This is a genomic window from Streptomyces sp. NPDC057616, from assembly GCF_042800575.1.
Taxonomy (GTDB): domain Bacteria; phylum Actinomycetota; class Actinomycetes; order Streptomycetales; family Streptomycetaceae; genus Streptomyces.
Map to the genome: position 1 here is coordinate 35,850 of NZ_JBHVGU010000046.1, position 21,336 is coordinate 57,185.

A 21,336-nucleotide genomic window follows, 5' to 3' on the forward strand; every position below is an offset into this window, starting at 1 on the left:
CTGGGGGGCGTTGTCCCGCCGTCAGGGGGTGGGGGTGGATTGTGCCTCGATGACGTCGAGGATCTGCGGGCCGTGGTCGACGAGGTACATGTGGTCGCCGGGGAACTCCACGTAGTGGAAGCCGGCCGTGGTGGCGTCCCGCCACTGGCGGCCCTCCTCGGCGCTGACCAGGCCGTCGTGGTCGCCGCGCAGGGAGCAGATCGGTACCGGCACCGGGGTGTCGGTGCTGGGCACATACGCCTCGTGCATCTCGCAGTCGGCCTGCAGGGCGGGCAGGATCAGCTCCCGCATCTCCGGGTGGTCCAGCGCCTCGTGCCGAAAGCCCGCGAACTCCTCGACGCGGGCGAGGAATTCGTCGCCGCGCAGGCCCGCCGCGCGCCGCTCGCGCTGGGTCCAGGGGCCCGGCGAGCCGCTGACCACGAGCCGTTCGACAAGCACGCCGCGGGCGAGCAGCAGATGCGTCAGCTCGTAGGCGAGGACCGCGCCCAGGCTGTGGCCGAACAGCACCGTGCGGGTGCCCGGGCCGAGGTCGGCCACCACCTGGTCGATCTCGTTCTTGGCCGCCTCGACGACGTTGCGGTACGGCTCCTGCATCAACCGGCGCTCCCGGCCCGGCAGTTCCAGCGCGGTCACCCGCCAGCGGCCGGCGGCCGGCTCCCGCCAGGGGTGGAAGAAGGAGGGGCCGGCCCCGGCGAACGGCACGCACAGCAGCGTGCGGTGCGGTGCGTGGGCGGCGCTCACCGGGCGGCCAGCCTGCGCGCGATGACCTGCATGATCTGGCCCGCCGGTTTGGGCATGTGCAGGTCGTGGTGGGTGGCGTCCACGTCGAACTCCTCGATGGTGCCCGCCACGTGCGGGCGCCAGTCGGGCCCGTAGGAGGTCAGGCCGTCGACCTTGTCCAGCTTGGCGTTGAAGTACAGCAGGTCGCCGCGGTAGACGGGCGAGTCGAACACGCCCATCTTCTGCAGGTTGTTGGCGCCGACCCGGGCCATGGTGTCCAGGAAGGCGTCCATGTTGCCGGTGTTCATGAACTTGCCGAAGACCTCCTCCACGTCGGCCCGGTAGAGCTCCTTGGTGCGGCCGGCGACCTCGCGGAAGCCGTTGTCGGGATCGGAGTTGGCGGGCTGGGAGTCCAGCACGGCCAGCAGGGCGACCTGCAGGCCGCGCTGCTCCATCGCGGCGGCGACGGCGTGGGCGATCGGCCCGCCGAAGGACCAGCCGATCAGATGGTAGGGACCCTCGGGCTGCACGGCGAGGATCTGGGCGAGGTAGTCCTCGACCATGTCCTCCACCGAGTCGGCCACCGGCTCGGTGCCGTCGGAGCCGCGGGACTGCAGGCTGTAGGCGGCCCGGTCCGGCACGTGCGGGGCGAAGGTGAAGAACGCCCAGCCCAGGCCGCCGCCGCCGTGGAAGAACCACACCGGCTCCTTGCCCGTGCCCGGGTCCCGGTTGAGGGGCAGCACCACGCCGAAGGAGTCGGCGTGGTCGCCGGGGATGCTGCCCACCAGCAGCAGCGCGGCCAGTTCGGCCACCGTGGGGTACTGGATGATGGTGCGCAGCGGCATGTCGACGTCGAAGTGCTTGCGGATGCGGGCGCTGAGCCGGGTGGCGAGCAGGGAGTGCCCGCCCAGCGCGAAGAAGTCGTCGTTGATGCCGACCCGCTCGAGTTTGAGCAACTCGGCGAAGAAGCCGCACAGTTGCTGTTCGTGGGAGTTGCGCGGCTCGCCGCTGCCGGCGGTGGCCGCCTGCTCGGCCGGCAGCGCCCCGCGGTCGATCTTGCCGGCCGGGTTCAGCGGCAGCTGCGAGAGCGCCACCATCACGGCCGGCACCATGTAGTCCGGCAGCCGGGCGGCCAGGTGGGCGGGCAGCTCGGCCAGCAGCGGGCCGATCGCCTGGGCCAGGGCGGGGGTGTTGGCGCGGATCCGGCCGGCCACCGGGCTGGGCACGAACGAGCCGGTCACCGCCCGCTCGGCGGGCAGCAGCAGCGCGTCGAAGCTGTGCGGGGCGTCGGTGGCGTAGGTGAGGACGGGGTGGAGGTTCTTGCGGCGGGCCAGGGCGGCGACGTCCTCGGGGTCGACGGGCCGGCCGGCGGGCGGGTCCAGGTCGACGACGCCGGCGAAGACGGCCGCGACGCTCTCCTCGGCCAGCCGGGCGCTGGGGATCGCGGTGAGGCGGACGGGGCCGCGGGCGTGGTCGACGAAGTCGCTCAGCGCGGCCAGGTCGTCGACCTCCGCCCACGGCACCGCGGGCACCGTGGACAGGTCCAGCACACCGGCCGGGTCCTTGTGCAGGACGACCTCGTAGCGGTGCCGGCTGAGCGCGTTGTGCGCGGCGCCGGCCTTGAGGCGGATGTCGACGCCCGCGCCGTGCGCGGCGGCGAAGTCGGTGAACCACTCGGGGGCCAGGGCCAGTTCGCGCTGGGCGAGCAGGGCCGCCTCCACCGCGGAGCGGATCTCCTCGTGGGAGGCGTAGGGCTGCGCGGCCTGCTGCTGCGCGGTGGTCAGGATGCGCAGGGTGGCGGCGTTCTTCACGTCGCCGACGATCAGCCGGCCGCCCGGCGCGAGGAGGCCCAGGGCCTGGGCGAGGACCTGCTCGAGGTAGCCGGCGCTGGGGAAGTACTGCACCACCGAGTGGACGACGATGGTGTCGAAGACGCCGGCGGGCAGGTCGCCGATGTCGTCGGCGGCCTGCACCCGCAGGCGGACCCGGTCGCCGAGGCCGGCGTCGGCGACCTGGGCGCGCAGCCGCTGCACCGCGGCGGCGCAGAAGTCCGTGCCCCAGTACTCCTGGACCTGGCCGGCGACCTTGGCCAGCAGCAGGCCGGAGCCGACGCCGATCTCCAGCACCCGGCGCGGGGCCTGGGCCAGCACGTGCGCGGCGGCCGCGTCCTGCCACTGGCGCAGCTGGCCGGGCGGGACGGGTTCGCCGTCGTAGAGGGCCGTCAGGGCCTGGAAGTCCTCGCCGAGGCCCTCCTCGGCGGCCTGCGCGTAGTGGTCCTCGTGCAGCCGTCGCCAGGCCTCGACCTGGGCGTCGTGGTCGGCGACGGCGGCGTCCGGGTCGGGTTCGACGTAGGCGACCAGGCGCTGGTCGCCCTTGTGGTCCTCGCGGACCACGACGGCGGCCTGCTTCACCGAGGGGTGCCCGCTGAGCACGTGCTCGATCTCGCCCAGTTCGATGCGGAAGCCGCGGACCTTGACCTGGGAGTCGGTGCGGCCCAGGTATTCGACCTGGCCGTCCTTGTTCCACTTCACCAGGTCGCCGCTGCGGTACATGCGCCGGCCCGGCTCGCCGAACGGGCAGGCCACGAAGCGCTCCGCGGTCAGGGCGCTCTGGCCGAGGTAGCCGCGGGCCAGGCAGGTGCCGGCCAGGTAGAGCTCGCCGGGCACGCCGGGGGCGACCGGGCGCAGCGCCGCGTCCAGGATGTAGACCTGGTTGTTCCAGATCGGCCGGCCGATGGGCACCCGGTCGGCGCCGGGCACGTGCTGGTAGCCGGTGATCTCCACGGTGGCCTCGGTGGGGCCGTAGAGGTTGTGGGCGGCGCAGCCGGGCAGCAGGTCGACGAACCGGTTGGCCAGGGCGGCGGGGAAGGCCTCGGCGGCGACCTCGATCCAGCGCAGGCTGGAGCAGCCGGCCGCGGTGGGTTCGGTGACGAACGCCGACAGCAGGGAGGGCACGAAGAACGCGCCGGTGACCTGCTCGCGCTGGATGAGGTCGGCGAGGTAGGCGGGGTCGCGGCGGCCCTCGGCGCCGGCGACGACGACGGCGGCGCCCATCTGCAGGTGGGAGAACATCTCCGGCACCGAGGCGTCGAAGCTGGCCGAGGTGTGCACCAGCATGCGGTCGTCGGTGGTGACGTCGAAGTGGTCCAGGCCCCAGGCCAGCCGGTTCATGATGGAGCGGTGGGCGACCGGGACGCCCTTGGGGCCGCCGGTGGAGCCGGAGGTGAAGATGACGTAGGCGGCGTTGTCCGGGGACAGGGTGCGCACCGGGTCGGTGTCCGGCTGGCCGGTGGTGTCGGGCAGGGTGTCCTCGAGCAGCAGCAGCGGGTCGGCGCCGGCCAGGATGTGCCGCACCCGGTCGGCGGGCAGTTCGGTGTCCAGCGGCACGTAGGCGGCGCCGGCCTTGACGACGCCGTAGACGGCGACCAGCAGGTCGACGGAGCGGGGGATCTTCACCGCGACGATCTTCTCGGGGCCGGCGCCCTGGGCGATCAGCCAGTGGGCGAGGCGGTTGGCGCGCCGGTTGAACTCCGCGTAGGTCAGCCGCTCGTGCTCGCCGATGACGGCGGTCGCCTGCGGGGTGCGGGCCACCTGGGCCTCGAAGGCGTCCGGCAGGGTGGTGGGGGTGAGCGGGTGGGCGGTGTCGTTGATCTGCCCTACCAGCCGGTCCCGTTCGCCGGCGTCCAGCACCTGCAGGGAGCTGATGGGGGCCTGCGGGGCGGCGGCCACCTGCTCCAGCAGCCGCACGAAGCGGGCGGCGATCTGCTCGGCGGTGTCCCGGTCGAAGAGCTGGGTGGCGTACATCAGGTCGCCGCGCAGCGCCCCGGCCTGGTCGTAGGCGAGGCTGAAGAACAGGTCCGCCAGGGAGGTGTTGGTGAGGAACTGCTCGAACCGGGCGGTGAGGCCGGGCAGTTCGAAGTCGGCCTTCTCGAAGCTCTGCCAGGCGAACATCACCTGGAACAGCGGCTGGTAGGAGGTGGAGCGGTCGGGGTTGATCAGTTCGACCAGCGTCTCGAAGGGCACGTCCTGGTTCTCGTAGGCGGCCAGGGCCTTGTCGCGGATCTGCGGCAGCAGGTCGGCGAAGGAGGGGTTGCCGCTCAGGTCGACGCGCAGCACCTGGGTGTTGACGAACAGGCCGACCAGGTCGGCCAGGCCCTCGTCGGTGCGGCCGGCGATCGGGTTGCCGATGGTGACGTCGTCGCCGCCGCCGAGGGTGTTCAGCAGCACCCCGAGCGCGGCCTGCACCACCATCGACATGGTCATGCCGCGCTCGTCGGCGAGTCGGTGCAGGGCGGCCGCGACCGGGGCGGGCACCTCGAGGCTGAGGGAGTCGCCCTGGGAGTTGCGGGTGGCCGGCCGCGGCCGGTCCAGCGGCAGGCTCAACGGCTGCGGCACACCGGCCAGTTCCTTGCGCCAGTAGTTGGCCTGCGCCGCGGCCAGCGAGCCGGGGTCGGTGACGTCGCCGAGCAGCTCGCGCTGCCACAGCGCGTAGTCCTTGTAGGTCACCGGCAGCGGCTCGTAGTCGGGTGCGCGGCCCTCGAGGCGGGCGGTGTAGGCGAGGGTCAGGTCGCGGGCCAGCGGGCCGCCGGAGACGCCGTCGGAGGCGATGTGGTGGATCAGCAGCACCAGGACGTGCTCCTCGGGTGCGCACCGAAACAGCCGCACCCGGAAGGGGATGTCGGCCATCAGGTCGAAGCGGTGGGCGATGAACGCGTCGACCGCGCCGGGCAGTTCCTCGGGTGTCACCTCGACGACGCCGACCTGCACCGGTGCCTGGCCGGCGGGCAGGATCAGCTGGTGCGGCTCGTCGTTGTCGTCCAGCACATAGGTGGTGCGCAGCGTCTCGTGCCGGGCGACCACGTCCTGGACGGCCGCGACCAGGGCCTGTTGGTCCAGCGGCCCCGACAGGCGGAACGCCGGGGAGATGTTGTAGGTCTCGGCCCCGCCCTCCAGCTGGTGCGTGAGCCACATGCGGCGCTGCGCGAACGAAAGCGGAATCACGAGTTCTGCTCCTCTACGATCATCCTGCGGAGAGCGGGGCGGAGGGGGACGGCCGACTCCTGCGCCCAGGCGGCCAGCTGGGCCACCGTCGGCAGGTCGAAGATCTTGCGGATGGGGATCTCCATCCCGATCTCGGCGCGGGCCCGGGTGATCAGCCGGGTGGCGAGCAGGGAGTGCCCGCCCAGTTCGAAGAAGCCGTCGTCGATGCCGACCTTCGCCACCCCCAGCACGTCCGCGAACAGGGCGGCCAGGGCCCGTTCCTGGGCGGTGCGCGGCGCCCGGAAGGCGGTGCTGGCGGCCAGGTCGGGGGTGGGCAGGGCCTTGAGGTCGAGTTTGCCGTTGGCCGACAGCGGCAGCCGCTCCAGCGGCACGTAGACGGCCGGCACCATGTACTCGGGCAGCCGGTCGGCCAGGTGCTCCTGCAGGGCGGCCGCGTCCGGGACGTGCCGGCCGGGCGCGGGCACCAGGTAGGCGGCCAGGTAGGGGGTGGTGTCGCCGGGCCGCTGGGTGACGACGGCGACCTGGGCGATGTGCGGATGGGCGGTCAGGGCCGCCTCCACCTCGGCGGGTTCGACCCGGTAGCCGCGGATCTTGACCTGGGTGTCGATGCGGCCCAGGTGCTGCACCTCGCCGTCGTCGGTGAGGCTGGCGAGGTCGCCGGTGCGGTACATGCGGGTGCCGGGCGGCCCGTAGGGGTCGGGGACGAACCGGTCGGCGGTCAGGGCCGGCTGGCGGTGGTAGCCGCGGCCGGCGCCGGCCAGGTACAGCTCCCCCGGGGTGCCCGGGGGCAGCAGTGCCAGGCCGGGGTCGAGGACGTAGGCCCGCACGCCGGGGAAGGGCCGCCCGATGGGGACCCCGTCGGGGTAGGGCTCGTCGGGGTCGAGCAGGTGGCCGGTGGCGTAGAAGGTCTCGCTGGGGCCGTAGCTGTTGATGACGCGGGCCTTGGGCCAGCGGGTGCGGACCCGTTCGGCGAGCACCGGGGTGAGCACCTCGCCGGAGATGTTCAGGGCGGTGGGCGTGATGCGGTCGGCGAGCTGGTCGACGAGTTCGGCGAAGGCGGAGGGCACCGAGCAGATGACGTCGACGTCCCAGCTGTCGCGTTCGGCCAGCTCCAGCACGTCGCGCACGATCTCGGCGGTGCCGCCGGTGGTGAGTGCGGCGAACGTCTCGAAGGTGGCGACGTCGAAGCCGAACGAGGCGGCCACCAGGATGCGCCGCCCGTCCTGCGCGCCGGCCTGCGCGACCATCGTCTCGACGGCGTTGACGACGGTGGTGTGGGTGACCCCGACGCCCTTGGGCACGCCGGTGGAGCCGGAGGTGTAGATGACGTAGGCCAGGTGGTCCGGGCCGGCCGTGGCCCGCCGCCCCGCCGGGGCGGGGGCCGGGGCGGGGGCGGTCAGGTCGACGTCGTCGAGCAGCAGCAGCGGGATGTCGGTGGCCGGCACCAGCGGCCGGCGGCCGGTGTCGGTGAGGATCAGGTGCGGGCGGGCGGTGGGCAGCACGTGCGGCAGCCGGGCGGCGGCGTAGGCGGGGTCGACGGGCAGGTAGGCGCCGCCCGCCTTGAGCACGCCCAGCAGCGCCACGACGGTGTCGACGGTGCGCGGCAGGACGACCCCGACCACGGTCTCCGGGCCCACCCCGCGCGCGGCCAGCTCGGCGGCCAACACGGCGGCGCGGGCGTCGAGTTCGGCGTAGGTCAGCGAGGCGCCCTGTGCGGTGACGGCGACCCGCTGCGGGGTGCGCGCCACCTGCGCCTCGACGAGTTCGGTGAGCGTGGCCCGGTGGGCGCGGGCGGCGTCCTGGTCGAAGCGGGCCAGCATCCGCTCCCGCTCCCCCGGCTCCAGCGCGTCGAGCTGGGCCAGCTTGCGGTGCGGGTCGCCGGCCAGCTGCCGCAGCAGGCGCACCAGCCGGCGGCCGTGGCGCTGCACCGTCGGCCGGTCGAAGACGGCCGGCGCGTACTGGATGACCAGCTGCAGGTGCGGGTCGGCGGCGGCGGTCAGGCACAGCGCGTAGTGGTTGCCGGCCGAGGGGCGCAGGCCGGTGAAGGTGATGCCGTCGGCGGCGTCGCTGGCCGCGCCCAGGCCCTCCCGGTCGACCGGGTAGGACTCGAAGACGACGAGCGTGTCGAACAGGGAGCGCACGCCGGCCGACTTCTGGATCTCCGCCAGGCCGTAGTAGTGGTGCTCGGCGAGGGCCGCCTGCCGGCTCTGCAGCCCGCCCAGCATCTCGGCGACGCTCTGCCCGGGCGGGCAGGTGACCCGCACGGGCAGGGTGTTGATGAACATGCCGACCATCGACTCCACGTCCGCCACCGCGGGCGGGCGGCCGGAGACGGTCGCCCCGAACACCACGTCCTGGCGGCCGGTGAGCCGGCCCAGCAGCAGCGCCCAGGCGGCCTGCACCAGGGTGTTGACGGTGATGCCCAGCTGCGCGGCGCGGCGCACCAGGTCGTGTGCCTCCTGCGCGTCCAGCTCCACCTCGACCTGGTCGCGGGTGCCGTCGTCGCGGCTCGCGGCGTCCGGCGCCAGCAGTGCCGGCTCGTCGATGCCCTCCAGCTCGGCCGCCCAGGCCGCCGCCGCCTGCTCGGTGTCCTGCCGGGTCAGCCAGGACAGGAAATCGCCGTAGTCGCGGGGGGCGGGCAGCGCGGACGGGTCGCCGTCGGCGGCGTACAGCAGCAGCAGGTCCTGCATCAGCAGCGGCGTGGACCAGCCGTCGTAGAGGGCGTGGTGGGCGGTGAGGACCAGTTCGGGCCGGTCGGGGTCGAGGACGGCGAGGGCCAGCCGGATCAGCGGCGGCGTGTCGGCGCTGAAGTAGCTGGTGCGGTCCGCGTCGAGGAAGGCCTCGAAGCGGTCGCCGCGTTCGGGTTCGGGCAGCGCGGTCAGGTCCAGGTGCTGCCAGGGCAGGGTCACCGTCTCGGGCACGACCTGCACGAGGTCGCCGTCGGCGCGGGGCACGAAGGCCGCGCGCAGCGCCGGGTAGCGGTCCAGCAGGGCCTGCCCGGCGCGGTGCATGCGCTGCGGGTCGACCCGGCCGGACAGGTGGAAGACCAGCTGGATGTGGTACGGGTCGTGGGACGCCCCGGCGAGCATGGCCTGGAAGAGGATGCCGGACTGGGCGGGGGTGGCGGGCCACAGGGTGGTCAGGGCGCCGAAGCGCTCCTGCCAGCCGTCGATCTCGTGCTGGCCGACCTGGACCAGGGGGGTGTCGCTGGGGGTGAGGCCGCCGGCGTCGGCGCGCAGGGTGTGGCGGGCCAGCGCGGTCAGCGCGCCGACCCACAGCCCGGCCAGCTCGGTGACCTCCTGGCGGGTCAGGACGGTGGTGGCGAAGCCGAAGTAGGCGGTCAGCCGTTCGCCGTCGCCGGTGTCGGCGGCGACCGCGTTGATCTCCAGTGCGGACAGCACCGGCATGTCGGCGTCGGGTGCGGCGATCAGGTCCTGGTGGCCGGTGTCGGGTGCCCAGCCCAGGTGGCGCAGCTCCTCGGGCAGGTCGGCGGCGGAGGCCTTGCCGAGGTAGTTGAAGCCGATCTGCGGCCGGCGGGCGGTGCGCAGGGCGGCGGCGGTGCGGTGGTTGAGGTGGCGCAGCAGCCCGTAGCCCATCCCGTGGTCGGGGAGGGCGCGCAGCTGTTCCTTGACGGCCTTGACGGCCTGGCCGGCGGCCGGGCCGGCGGCGAAGGCGTCGGCGAGGTCGATGCCGGTGACGTCCAGGCGGACGGGGTACATGGCGGTGAACCAGCCGACGGTGGCCGACAGGTCGGCGCCGGGCACGAGGTGTTCCTCGCGGCCGTGTCCCTCCAGCCGGACCAGGGTGGGGGCCGGCCGGGTGCCGCGGGTGCGGTGCCAGCGGGCCACCGCCAGGGCGAGGCCGGCCAGCAGTCCGTCGTCGACGCCGCCGCGGAAGACGGCCGGCAGCGTGTCCAGCAGGGTCCGGGTGACGTCGGCGGGCAGCTGCACGCGGACGGTGTCCACCTGGGAGGCGACGTCGCGGGTGCGGTCCACCTGCCGTGAGCCCAGCAGCGGTTCGTCGCCGTCGAGCAGTTCCTGCCACAGCGGGAGCTGGGCCACCTGCTCGTCGCTGGTGGCGGCTTCGGCCAGGGCGTGGCACCAGCGGCGCAACGAGGTGCCGCCGGCGGGCGGTTCGGGCTCCTTGCCGGCCCGGACGTGCTGGTGGGCGGCGGCGAGGTCGGGCAGCAGGACGCGCCAGGACACGCCGTCCACGACGAGGTGGTGCAGCACGATCAGCAGCCGGTCCGCGGCCGCGTCCGGGGTGGTCAGGTGCACGAACTGGGCCATCACGCCGGCGTCCGGGTCCAGCCGGCCGGCGGCGGCGTCCAGGTCGGCCTGCACCCGGTCCGGCCGGTAGGGGGTCTGGTGCAGCAGGGTGGCGGCGCGCACGCTGCCGGCCGGTTGCATGCGCAGGCCGGGGTTGACCCGGTCCAGGCGGGCGCGCAGCGCGTCGTGCCGGTCCAGCACGGCCTGCAGGGTGGCGAGCAGGTCCGCCCGGTCGATGCCGCAGGGCAGGGTCAGCAGCGCCGACATGCAGAACCGGCCGATGCCGCCGCCCAGTTCGAGGACGTGGGCCGCGGTCGGCGGCAGCGGGGCCCAGCCCTCGCCGCCGCCGGGGAGTTCGGCCAGCACCACGCGTTCCTCCTCGCCGCGTTCGGCGACGAGTTCGGCGAGCCGGGCGACGGTGCGGTGCTCGAAGATGTCGCGGGTGGTGACCAGCACGCCGCGGGTCTTGGCGCGGGCGACGACCTGGATGGAGCGGATGCTGTCGCCGCCGCTGGTGAAGAAGTCGTCGTCGACGCCGACCTGTCCGGCGCCCAGGACGTCGGCGTAGACGTCGGCGAGGGCGCGTTCGGTCGCGGTGCGCGGGGCGCGGTAGGCGGTGCGGGTGAACTCCGGGGCGGGCAGGGCGGCCCGGTCGACCTTGCCGTTGGCGGTCAGCGGCAGCCGGTCCAGGACGACGAGCTGGGTGGGCACCATGTAGTCCGGCAGGCGCTTGGCGGCAAAGCGCCGCAGATCCGCCGCCGACACCACGGCGTTGATGTCCACGTCGCCGCCGGCGGCGTCGCCGCCGCGCTGCGCGACATGGCCGACCAGGCGTTTGGTGCCGGTGGGGTCGGCGCAGACGGTGACCACGGCCTGGGCGACGGCGGGGTGCTGGGCGAGCACGGCCTCGATCTCGGTGGGCTCCACGCGGATGCCGTTGACCTTGACCTGGTTGTCGGCGCGCCCGGCGTAGGTCAGCTGTCCCTCGCCGTCCCAGCGGGCGAGGTCGCCGGTGCGGTACATGCGGGTGCCGGGCGGGCCGAAGGGGCAGGCCACGAAGCGTTCCGCGGTCGCGGCCCCGTTGCGGTGGTAGCCGCGGGCGAGGGGGCCGGCCAGGTAGAGCTCGCCGACCACGCCCGGCGGGACCGGGGTGAGTTCGGGGCCCAGGACGTGGGCGCGCAGGTTGGCCAGCGGTGCGCCGATCGGCACCGCGCCGGTGGCCGGCCACGGCCCGGGCACGGTGAAGGTGGTGGCGTAGAAGCTCTCGGTCTGCCCGTAGGCGTTCATCACGCGGGTGGCGGGCAGGGCGGCCTGCGTCTTGCGGACCAGGTCGCCGGAGAGTGCCTCGCCGGCGAGGACGACGGTGTCCACGGTGAGGTGCAGGCCGCCGGCGGCGATCTGGTCCAGCAGGGCGGCGAACACGGCGGGGACGGCGCTGAGGGTGGTGCCCGACCAGCTGTCGCGTTCGGCGAGTTCGAGGACGTCGCGGACGATCTCGACGCTCGCGCCGCTGGTGAGGGCGGTGAACAGTTCGAACACGGAGACGTCGAAGTTGACCGAGGTGGCGGCCAGCATGCGCGCGCCGGGTCCGACGCCGGTGCGCCGGCGCAGGTCGGCCAGGCCGTTGACGATGGCGGCGTGGGTGAGGGCGACGCCCTTGGGGATGCCGGTCGAGCCGGAGGTGAACATCACGTAGGCGAGGTGGTCGGGGCCGGTGCCGCTGTGGGCGGGGTCGGCGACCGGGCCGTCCAGGGCGAGGTCGAGGTCGAGGCCGTCCAGGTGCAGCACGGGCGGCCGGCAGCCGGCCACCGTCCGCTCGGTGTCCTGGTCGGTCACGACCAGGACGGGCGCGGCGCCGTCCAGGAGCTGGTGGACGCGGGCGGAGGGGTAGTCGGGGTCGATGGGCAGGTAGGCGCCGCCCGCCTTGAGCACGGCGAGCAGGGCGACGGCCAGGTCGGTGCCGCGCGGCAGGGCGACGGCCACCAGGGCGTCGGGGCCCACGCCGTGCTCGCGCAGGATCGCCGCGAGCCGGCCCGCGCGCACCTCCAACTCCCCGTAGCTCAGGCAGGTGCGGCCGGCGATGACGGCGGCGGCGCCGGGGGTGCGGGCGGCCTGCGCGGCCACCAGCTCCGCGACGGTGGCGGCGGGCTGCGCGGCGCCGGTGTCGTTCCAGCGGGTCAGGCGGGCGTGTTCGGTGTCGGTGAGCACGTCCACCGCGCCCAGCCGGGTTGCGGGTTCGGCGACCACCTGGGTGAGGATGCGCACGAACCGGTCGACGAGGAGTTCGGCGGTGGTGTGGTCGAACAGCTCGGTCGCGTACTCCAGGCGGCCGTAGGCGCGGCCGGCGGCGGCCGGGACGATGTTGAAGAACAGGTCGAACTTCGCGGTGTCGGTGCCCGCCGGGAGCGGGGTGACCTGCAGGCCGGGCACGTCGATGTCGGACCAGGCGAACTGCCAGGCCAGCATCACCTGGAACAAAGGCTGGTAGGCGGTGGTGCGTTCGGGGTTGAGGAGTTCCACCAGGTGCTCGAAGGGCACGTCCTGGTGGTCGTAGGCGCCCAGGGCCCGCTCGCGCACCTGCTCCAGCAGCTCGTGGAAGGTGGGGTTGCCGGACAGGTCCACGCGCAGCACCCAGGTGTTGGCGAAGAACCCGATCAGATCCTCCAGCTGCTCATCGGCCCGGCCCTCGATGGGGCTGCCGATGGTCAGGTCGTTGCCCGCGCCGAGGTGGTGCAGCAGGACGGCCAGGACGGCCTGGGCGAGCATCGGGGCGGTCGCGCCGTGCGCGGCGGCCAGCCGGCCCACCGCGGCGATCAGTTCCGGTTCGAGCCGGAAGTCGACGTGCCCGCCGTGGTGGCCGGCCCGGGTCGGGCGCGGCCGGTCCAGCGGCAGCTGCACCGGCTGCGGCACGCCCGCCAGTTCCCTGCGCCAGTAGGCGAGTTGCTCGGCGGCGACGCTGTCGGGGTCGTCCTCCTCCCCCAGCATCTGCCGCTGCCACACGGTGTAGTCCTTGTACTGCACCGGCAGCGGCTGCCACTGCGGCGGCGTGCCGTGCCGGCGGGCGGCGTAGGCGGCCAGCAGGTCCCGCATGAAGGGGCCCATCGACGCCCCGTCGGCGGCGGTGTGGTGGAAGACGAACACCAGCACGTGCTGTTGCGGTGACTGCCGCAGCAGGCCGGCCCGCAGCGGCAGGTCCGCCTCCAGCGCGAACCCGGCGGCCGCCATCTCGTGCACGGCCGCCTCCACCGCGTCGGCGGCCACCTCCCGCACCGGCAGCGGTATCCGTGCCTGGGCGGGGGTGAGGATGTGCTGGGCGGGGGTGCCGTCCTCGTGCTCCACCAGCAGGGTGCGCAGGCTCTCGTGCCGGGTGACGACGTCGCCGATCGCCGCGGCCAGCGCGTCGGTGTCCAGCGGGCCGTCCAGGCGCAGCACGAACGGGATGTTGTACGTCGCCGACGGCCCCTCCAGACGGTGGAGGAACCACAGCCGGCGCTGAGCGAAGGACAACGGGATCATCGTGCGACTCCTAAACGTTCATCTGGCGCAGCTGGAGGCGGTTGGACCGGCCCGACGTCGCGATCCGGCCGGCCAGTTCGGCGACGGTGGGGCTGCGGAAGACCGTGGTGACCTTGATGTCGGCGCCCAGTTCGGCGCGGATGCGCCCCACCAGCCGGGTGGCGAGCAGGGAGTGCCCGCCGACCTCGAAGAAGTCGACGTCGATGCCGACCTCGTCGACGCCGAGGAGTTCGGCGTACAGCCGGCACAGCACTTCCTCGTGGTGGTTGCGCGGTCCGCGGCCGGTGGCGGTCTCGGTGCGCTCGGGGGCGGGCAGGGCGTTGCGGTCGAGCTTGCCGCTGGGGGTGGTGGGGAACGCGGCGAGCGGCACGATGGCGGAGGGGACCATGTAGTCGGGCAGGTGGGCGCGGGCCTGCTCGGTCAGGGCGGTGAGGTCCGGCGCGGCCGGGCCGGTGCCGGGGGCGGGCAGGACGTAGGCGACCAGGCGCTGGTCGTCGGGGGTGTCCTCGCGGACCACGGCGACGGCGGCGTCCACCTGCGGGTGGCCGGCCAGGACCTGTTCGATCTCGGCGAGTTCGATGCGGAAGCCGCGGATCTTGACCTGGAAGTCGGCGCGGCCGAGGTATTCGACCTGGCCGTCGCCGCTGAAGCGCACGACGTCGCCGGTGCGGTACATGCGGGCGCCCGGGGGGCCGAAGGGGCAGGCGACGAAGCGGTGGGCGGTCAGGGCGCTCTGCCTGAGGTAGCCGCGGGCGAGCTGGTCGCCGGCCAGGTACAGCTCGCCGGGCACGCCGGGCGGGACCGGGCGCAGGGCGTCGTCCAGGACGTAGACCTGGGTGTTCCAGATGGGCCGGCCGATGGGCAGCCGGTTCTCGCCGGGCCGGTGGCGGTACGCGGTGACCTCGACGGCGGCCTCGGTGGGGCCGTAGACGTTGTGGGCGGCGCAGCCGGGCAGCAGGCGGGTGAACTTCTCGGCCAGGGCGGGCGGGAAGGCCTCGCCGGCGACCTCGATCCAGCGCAGGCTGGTGCAGTTTCGGGCGGTGGGTTCGGCGACGAACGCCTCCAGCAGGGAGGGCACGAAGTCGGCGCCGGTGACCTGTTCGCGGCGGATGAGGTCGGCGAGGTAGGCGGGGTCGCGGCGGCCGTCCGGGCGGGCGATCACGACGGCGGCGCCGGCCTGCAGCGGGGCGAACAGTTCGGGCACCGACACGTCGAAGCCGGCGGTGGTGGACAGCAGCACCCGGTCCTCGGGGCCGACCTGGAAGTGGTCCAGGCCCCAGGCGAGCCGGTTCATGATGGCCCGGTGGGCGACCGGGACGCCCTTGGGGCCGCCGGTGGAGCCGGAGGTGAAGATGGCGTAGGCGGCGTTGTCCGGGGACAGGGTGCGCGCCGGGTCGGTATCGGGCCGGCTGCCGGTGTCGGGCAGGTCGGTGTCCAGGACGAGCAGCGGCCGGGCCAGGTTCAGGATGTGCTGGACGCGGTCGGCGGGCAGTTCGGTGTCGATGGGCACGTAGGCGGCGCCGGCCTTGACGACGGCATAGATGGCCACCATCAGCTCCACCGAGCGGGGGATCTTGACGGCGATCAGCCGCTCGGGGCCGGCACCCTGGTCGATCAGCCAGTGGGCGAGCCGGTTGGCGCGCCGGTTGAACTCCGCGTAGGTGAGGCGCTCGTGCTCGCCGATCAGGGCGGTGCGCTCGGGGGTGCGGGCCGCCTGGGCCTCGAAGGCGTCCGGCAGGGTGGTGGGGGTGAGCGGGTGGGCGGTGTCGTTGATCTCCCGTACCAGCAGCCGGTGTTCGTCCGCGGCCAGGATGTCGACGGCGGCGAGGGGCTGGGCGGGGTCGGCCAGGACGTGCTCCAGGACGCGGACGAGGCGGGCGGCGATCTCCTCGGCGTCGGCCCGGTCGTAGAGGTTGCGCTGGTAGTCCAGGGACAGGCGCAGGTAGGGGTCGGAGGAGTTGAGGGTGAGGGGGTAGTGGGAGCCGGCGAAGGGGCGGATGGCGTCGATGGTGAAGCCGGCCGCGTCGTTGGCGTCGACGATGCCCTCGCGGTCGATGGGGTAGTTCTCGAAGACGACGATGGTGTCGAACAGGGCGGGCAGGCCGGTGGCGCGCTGGATGTCGGCCAGGCCGTAGTAGTGGTGGTCCAGCAGGCTGATCTGCCGGTCCTGCAGGTCGGTGATGACCTCGCCCAGGGTGCGTTCGGGCCGGCACCGGGCGCGGGTGGGCAGCGAGTTGATGAACAGGCCGACCATCTCGTCGCTGCCGGCCAGGTCGGCGGGGCGGCCGTTGACGGCGGCGCCGAAGACGACGTCCTGCTGTCCGGTCAGCTTGGCCAGCAGGATCGCCCAGGCGCCCTGCAGCAGGGTGTTGAGGGTGACGCCCAACTGGGCGGCGCGGCGGGCCAGTTCGCGGCCCTTGTCGATGGACAGCGGCACCTCGACGCGGCCCAGCGAGGTGGCGGTGCCGTGCGCGGTGCGGCCGGCGGCCAGCAGGGTGGGCTCGTCGAAGCCGTCGAGTTCGGCGGCCCAGCGGGCGGCGGAGGCGTCCCGGTCCTGGCGGGTCAGCCAGGCCAGGTAGTCGCCGTAGGAGCGGACCGGGCCGAGGTCGCCGGCCTGGGCGTACAGCCGCACCAGGTCGGTGATGACCAGGGGGGAGGACCAGCCGTCGAAGAGGGTGTGGTGGGCGGTGAGGATGAGCTTGGCCTGCCGCGGGCCGCAGGTGAGCAGGGCCAGGCGCAGCAACGGCGGCCGGGTGGGGTCGAGTTGGTCGGCCCGGTCGGCGGCCAGGGCCTCCTCCAGGGCGGCGTCCTGCTCGGCCGGGTTGCGGCCGGTCAGGTCGAGGTGGCGCCAGGGCAGGGTGACGGTGTCCGGGACGACCTGGACGGGTTCGCCGTCGGCGGTGGTGGTGAACGCGGAGCGCAGGTTGGGGTGGCGCTCGAGCAGGGCCTGTCCGGCGGCGCGCATGCGGTCCGGGTCGACGCCGCCGGACAGGTGCAGCACGAACTGCATGTGGTAGACGTCGAAGGCGCCGTCGGCGAGCGCGGCCTGGAACTGGATGCCGGACTGGCCCGGGGCCTGCGGCCACACCTGCTGCAGGCGGCCGTAGCGCTGTTCGAAGGCGTCGATGTCGGGCTGGGTGACGGTGACCAGGGGGGCGTCGGCGGGGGTGAGGCCGCCGATGCCGGGGCGGGCGGCGTAGGCGGCCATGCCGTGCAGCACCCTGGTCCAGCTCTGGGCCAGTTCGCCGGCCTGGGCGTGGGTGAGCAGGGTGGTGGGGAACATGAACGCGGCCTGCAGCCGGGTGCCGTCGGGGGTGTCGGTGGCCACCGAGTTGACCTCGAGGGCGGACAGGGCGGGCAGGTCCGGGTCGGGTTCGGGGATCAGCTGGGCCGACCAGTCGGCGGGCCCCCAGCCGTGGCCGCGCAGCTGCTCGGGCAGGTCGGTGGCGGAGATCCGGCCGAGGTAGTTGAAGCCGATCTGCGGCACGGCCAGGCCGTCGAGCTGTGCGGCGGTGGCGTCGTTGAGGTGGCGCAGCAGCCCGTAGCCCAGGCCCTTGTCGGGGATGGCGCGCAGCTGTTCCTTGACCTGCTTGACCGCCTGCGCGGTGGCGGGGCCGCCGGCCAGGACGTCGGCCAGGTCGATGCCGGCGGTGTCGACGCGGGCGGGGTACATGGTGGTGAACCAGCCCAGGGTGCGGGCGAGGTCGGCGCCCGGCACGGCGTCCTCCTCGCGGCCGTGGCCCTCCAGCCGCACCAGGGTGGGCTCGCCGGTGCCGCGCCAGTGGCCCACGGCCAGGGCGAGCGCGGCCAGCAGCACGTCGGTGGCGGTGCCGCGGAACGCGGCGGGCAGGGTGGTCAGCACCGCCTCGGTGACGTCGGCGGGCAGCTGGACGCGGACGGTGTCGACGGTGGCGAACACGTCGACGGCCGGGTCGAGGCGGCGGGCGCCCAGCGGCGGGTCGGGGGTGGCCAGCACGTCCTGCCAGTGGCCGAGCTCGGCCTCCCGCTCGGGGCTGTGCGCCTGCTCGTCGAGGGCGGCGGCCCAGCGGCGGGCGGAGGTGCCCACGGCGGGCAGCCGGGGGGTGCGGCCGGCCCGGACGTGCTGCCAGGCCTCGGCCAGGTCGGACATGAGGATGCGCCAGGAGACGCCGTCGACGACCAGGTGGTGCAGCACGATCAGCAGCCGGCCCGGGCCGGTGGGCGGGGCGAAGTGGACGAAGGCCGCGAGCACGCCGGCCCGCGGGTCGAGGCGGCCGGCCGCGGCGTGCAGCTGGGTGCGGGCGGCGGCCAGCGCGGCCGGGTCCTGCCAGCGGCCGTCGCACTCGACCCGGTGGACGAGGTCCGCGGCGCGCACGCTGCCGGGCGGGCGGACGGTCAGGGCGGGCGCGTCGGTGCCGGTCAGCTGGGCGCGCAGCAGGTCGTGGTGGTCCAGGACGGCGTCCAGGACGGCGGTCAGCTGGGCGGGGGTGATGCCGTCGGGCAGGTCGAGGACCATCGACATGGCGAACCGGTCCAGGCCGCCGCCGTGGCCGAACACCTGCCGGGCCACCGGCGGCAGCGGCAGCACGCCGAGGCCGCCGTCCGCGTCCTCGGCCAGCACCGGCGTCTGCTCGCCGCGGGCGGCGGCCACCTCCGCGAGGCGGGCCGCGGTGCGGCATTCGAAGATCTCCCGGGTGGACAGCTGCAGGCCGCGGGCGCGGGCGCGGGCGACGACCTGGATGGAGCGCAGGCTGTCGCCGCCGGCGGCGAAGAAGTCGTCGTCGATGCCGACGCGGTCCACGCCCAGCACGTCCGCGTAGGCGGCGGTGATGATCTGCTCGGTCTCGGTGCGCGGCGCGCGGTAGGCCTCGCCGGTGAACTCCGGTGCGGGCAGGGCGGCGCGGTCGAGTTTGCCGGTCGGCCCCAGCGGCAGCCGGTCCAGGGCCACGAACGCGGAGGGCACCATGTAGTCGGGCAGCCGGGCGGCGGTGAACTTACGCAGTTCCGCGGCCGAGGCGCCGGCCAGCACGTCGACGTCGCCGATGCCGCCGGCGCCGTCGTCGCCGACCGCGCCCTCGCCGGTGTGCACCACGTAGGCCACCAGCCGGCGCCCGCCGCCGGGCACCTCGCGGCTGATCACGACGGCCTCGCTGATGCCGGGGTGGGCGGTGACCGCCGCCTCCACCTCGGCGGTCTCGATGCGGAAGCCGCGCACCTTGACCTGGCCGTCGCTGCGGCCCACGCACTCCAGGTGGCCGTCCGCGGTGTGGCGGGCCAGGTCGCCGGTGCGGTACATGCGCGCGCCGGGCGGGCCGAAGGGGTCGGCGAGATAGCGTTGCGCGCTCAGCGCGGGCATGCCGTGGTAGCCGCGGCCCAGGCAGCTGCCGGCCACGTACAGTTCGCCGACCACGCCGGGCGGCACCGGGGCCAGGCCGGGGCCCAGGACGTAGGCGCGCATGCCGGTCAGCGGGCGGCCGATGGGGGCGACGGTGTCCTGCGCCCACTCCTGCCCGGCCGCCAGGGTGAAGGTGGTGGCGTAGAAACTCTCGCTCTGGCCGTAGGAGTTGACGATGCGGGCGGCGGGCAGCGCCCGGCGGATCTGCTGCACCAGCCGGCCCGGCAGCACGTCGCCGGCCAGGACGACGGTGTCCACCCGGGGGGCCTTGGACAGGTGCGGCACGAGTTCGGCGAGCACCGAGGGCACGCCGCTGAGGACGTGGCCGTCCCACTCCTGTTCGCGTTCGGCCAGCACCAGCGCGTTGTCCACGAGCTGCGCGCAGCCGCCGCTGCCGAGGGTGGTCAGCAGCTCGAAGACGGAGACGTCGAAGTTGACGGAGGTGCCGGCCAGCAGCCGCCGGCCCGGACCGGCGTCCACCACGTCCGCCAGGTCCGCCACGCCGTCCACGATCGAGCGGTGGGTGAGGGCGGCGCCCTTGGGGGTGCCGGTGGAGCCGGAGGTGTACATCACGTAGGCGAGATGGTCCGCGCGCAGCGGCATGGCGCGGTCGGCGTCGGCCGGGGCGCGGGCGGGTGTGCCGGGGCCGGCGTCCGGGTCGGGCCGGTCCATCAGCAGCGGGGTGAGGGGATGGGCGGGCAGCCGCTGCCGGGTGGCGGTGTCGGTGACGGCGAAGCGCGGCGCGGCCTGCGCCAGCACGCTCTCGGCGCGGCCCTGCAGGTACTGCGGGTCCAACGGCACATAGCCGGCACCGGACTTGAGGATGCCGAGCAGGCCGGCCACCAGGTCCTCGGTGCGCGGCAGGGCGAGCACGACCAGGTCCTCGGGTCCGGCGCCGTGCCGGATCAGCCGCCAGGCGACGGCGTTGGCCCGCTCCTCCAGCTGCCGGTAGGTCAGCGTGCGGCCGGCGCACACCAGGGCGGGGGCGTCGGGGGTGCGGGCCACCTGCCGCTCGAACAGCTCGGGCACGGTCGCCGCGGTCGCGGTCGCGGCGGTCGCGGCGGTCGCGGTGCGGGCGGGGCCGGCCAGCAGCCGGGCCCGTTCGGCCGGCTCCAGGACGTCGACGGTGGCGACGGCGCGCTCGGGGTCGGCGGCCAGCCGGCCCAGCAGGCGCACGAAGCGCTGCGCGAGGGCGGCGGCGGTGGCACGGTCGAAGAGGCTGGTGGCGTACTCCAGGCGGCAGCGGGCCCCGCCGGAGGCGTCCGGGAGCAGGTCGAAGAACAGGTCGAACTTGGCGGTGCGGGTCTCCAGGCGCTCCACCGCGACGTCCAGGCCGGGCAGTTGAAGCGGCGGCACCGGCGGCTGCCAGGACAGCATGACCTGGAAGAAGGGGTTGTAGGCGGTGGAGCGGTCGGGGTTGAGGAGTTCCACCAGCCGTTCGAAGGGCATGTCCTGGTGGTCGTAGGCGGCCAGCGAGCGCTCCCGCACCCGGCGCAGCAGGCGGCGGAAGGTGGGGGCGCCGGACAGGTCCGCGCGCAGCACCCAGGTGTTGACGAAGAAGCCGACGAGGTCGCGCAGGTCCTCGTCGGTGCGGTCGGTGATGGGGGCGCCGATGGGGATGTCGTCGCCGCAGCCCAGGTGGTGCAGCAGCACCGCCAGCGCGGCGTGCATCACCATCGAGACGGTGGTGTCCTCCTGGGTGGCCAGCTTCTCCACGGCCTGCAGCAGGTCGGCGTCCAGGGTGAAGGGGATGCGGTCGCCGTCCGGGCGCATCACCCGCGGCCGGGGCCGGTCGGTGGGCAGCGCCAGCGGCTGCGGCAGGTCGGCCAGCGCCCGTCCCCAGTAGGCCAGTTGGCGGGCGGCCAGGCTGTCGGGGTCGTCCTCGTCGCCGAGCAGGTCGCGCTGCCACAGCGTGTAGTCGGCGTACTGCACCGGCAGCGGCTCCCAGGTGGGGGCGCCGCCCTGGCTGCGGGCCGCGTAGGCGGTGGTCAGGTCGCGGAACAGCGGCCCGAAGGACTCGCCGTCGACGGCGATGTGGTGGGCGACGACGACCAGGGTGTGGTCCTGGGCGGCACAGCGCACCAGCAGGGCGCGCACCGGGATGTCGGCGGCCAGGTCGAAGGTCTCGGTGGCCGCCGCCTCGACGGCCGCCGCCCGCTTGTGCGGCGGCACGTCGACGACCGGCAGCTCCAGCGGCCGCTCCTCGGCGGCCAGGACCTGCTGGTGCGGGACGCCGTCGCCGTCCTCGACGATGACCGTGCGCAGCACCTCGTGCCGGTCGACGACGTCACGCAGCGCGGCTCGCAGGGCCGGCACGTCCAGGGCGCCGGTCAGCCGCAGGGCGAACGCGCCGTTGTAGGTCGGCGACGGGCCTTCGAACCGGTCCACGAACCACAGCCGGCGCTGCGCGAACGACAACGGGATCATTGTTTCTCCAAATCGGCGAAGCCACGCGGGA

4 protein-coding genes are annotated in these 21,336 nt (G+C 74.4%); all 4 read right to left on the bottom strand.

What is annotated here, in order from left to right; all coding sequences use genetic code 11:
• Nucleotides 1-21 precede the first annotated feature (21 nt).
• The 4 genes from ACFU97_RS39315 to ACFU97_RS39330 are packed head-to-tail and all read right to left on the bottom strand — an operon-like array spanning nucleotide 22 to nucleotide 21,305.
• A complete protein-coding gene (locus tag ACFU97_RS39315; protein WP_384266259.1) occupies nucleotides 22-741 on the bottom strand; it encodes a thioesterase II family protein in 720 nt (239 codons plus the stop codon).
• The gene (locus tag ACFU97_RS39320) at nucleotides 738-5,720 is read right to left on the bottom strand and encodes an amino acid adenylation domain-containing protein (protein WP_384266261.1); all 4,983 of its coding nucleotides are present in this window, start codon (nucleotides 5,718-5,720) and stop codon (nucleotides 738-740) included. Before ACFU97_RS39320 ends, ACFU97_RS39315 begins: the two co-directional genes overlap by 4 nt.
• Nucleotides 5,717-13,504: an amino acid adenylation domain-containing protein gene (locus ACFU97_RS39325; protein WP_384266263.1), complete on the bottom strand. Its 7,788-nt coding sequence runs from the start codon at nucleotides 13,502-13,504 to the stop codon at nucleotides 5,717-5,719. Before ACFU97_RS39325 ends, ACFU97_RS39320 begins: the two co-directional genes overlap by 4 nt.
• A gap of 10 nt (nucleotides 13,505-13,514) precedes the next feature.
• The gene (locus ACFU97_RS39330; RefSeq protein WP_384266266.1) at nucleotides 13,515-21,305 is read right to left on the bottom strand and encodes an amino acid adenylation domain-containing protein; all 7,791 of its coding nucleotides are present in this window, start codon (nucleotides 21,303-21,305) and stop codon (nucleotides 13,515-13,517) included.
• Nucleotides 21,306-21,336: the final 31 nt, after the last annotated feature.

Bases quoted from the DNA above. Each gene is read 5' to 3' on its own strand.
- ACFU97_RS39325 (WP_384266263.1), bottom strand. From the start codon at position 13,504: ATGATCCCGTTGTCCTTCGCTCAGCGCCGGCTGTGGTTCCTCCACCGT.
- ACFU97_RS39330 (WP_384266266.1), bottom strand. From the start codon at position 21,305: ATGATCCCGTTGTCGTTCGCGCAGCGCCGGCTGTGGTTCGTGGACCGG.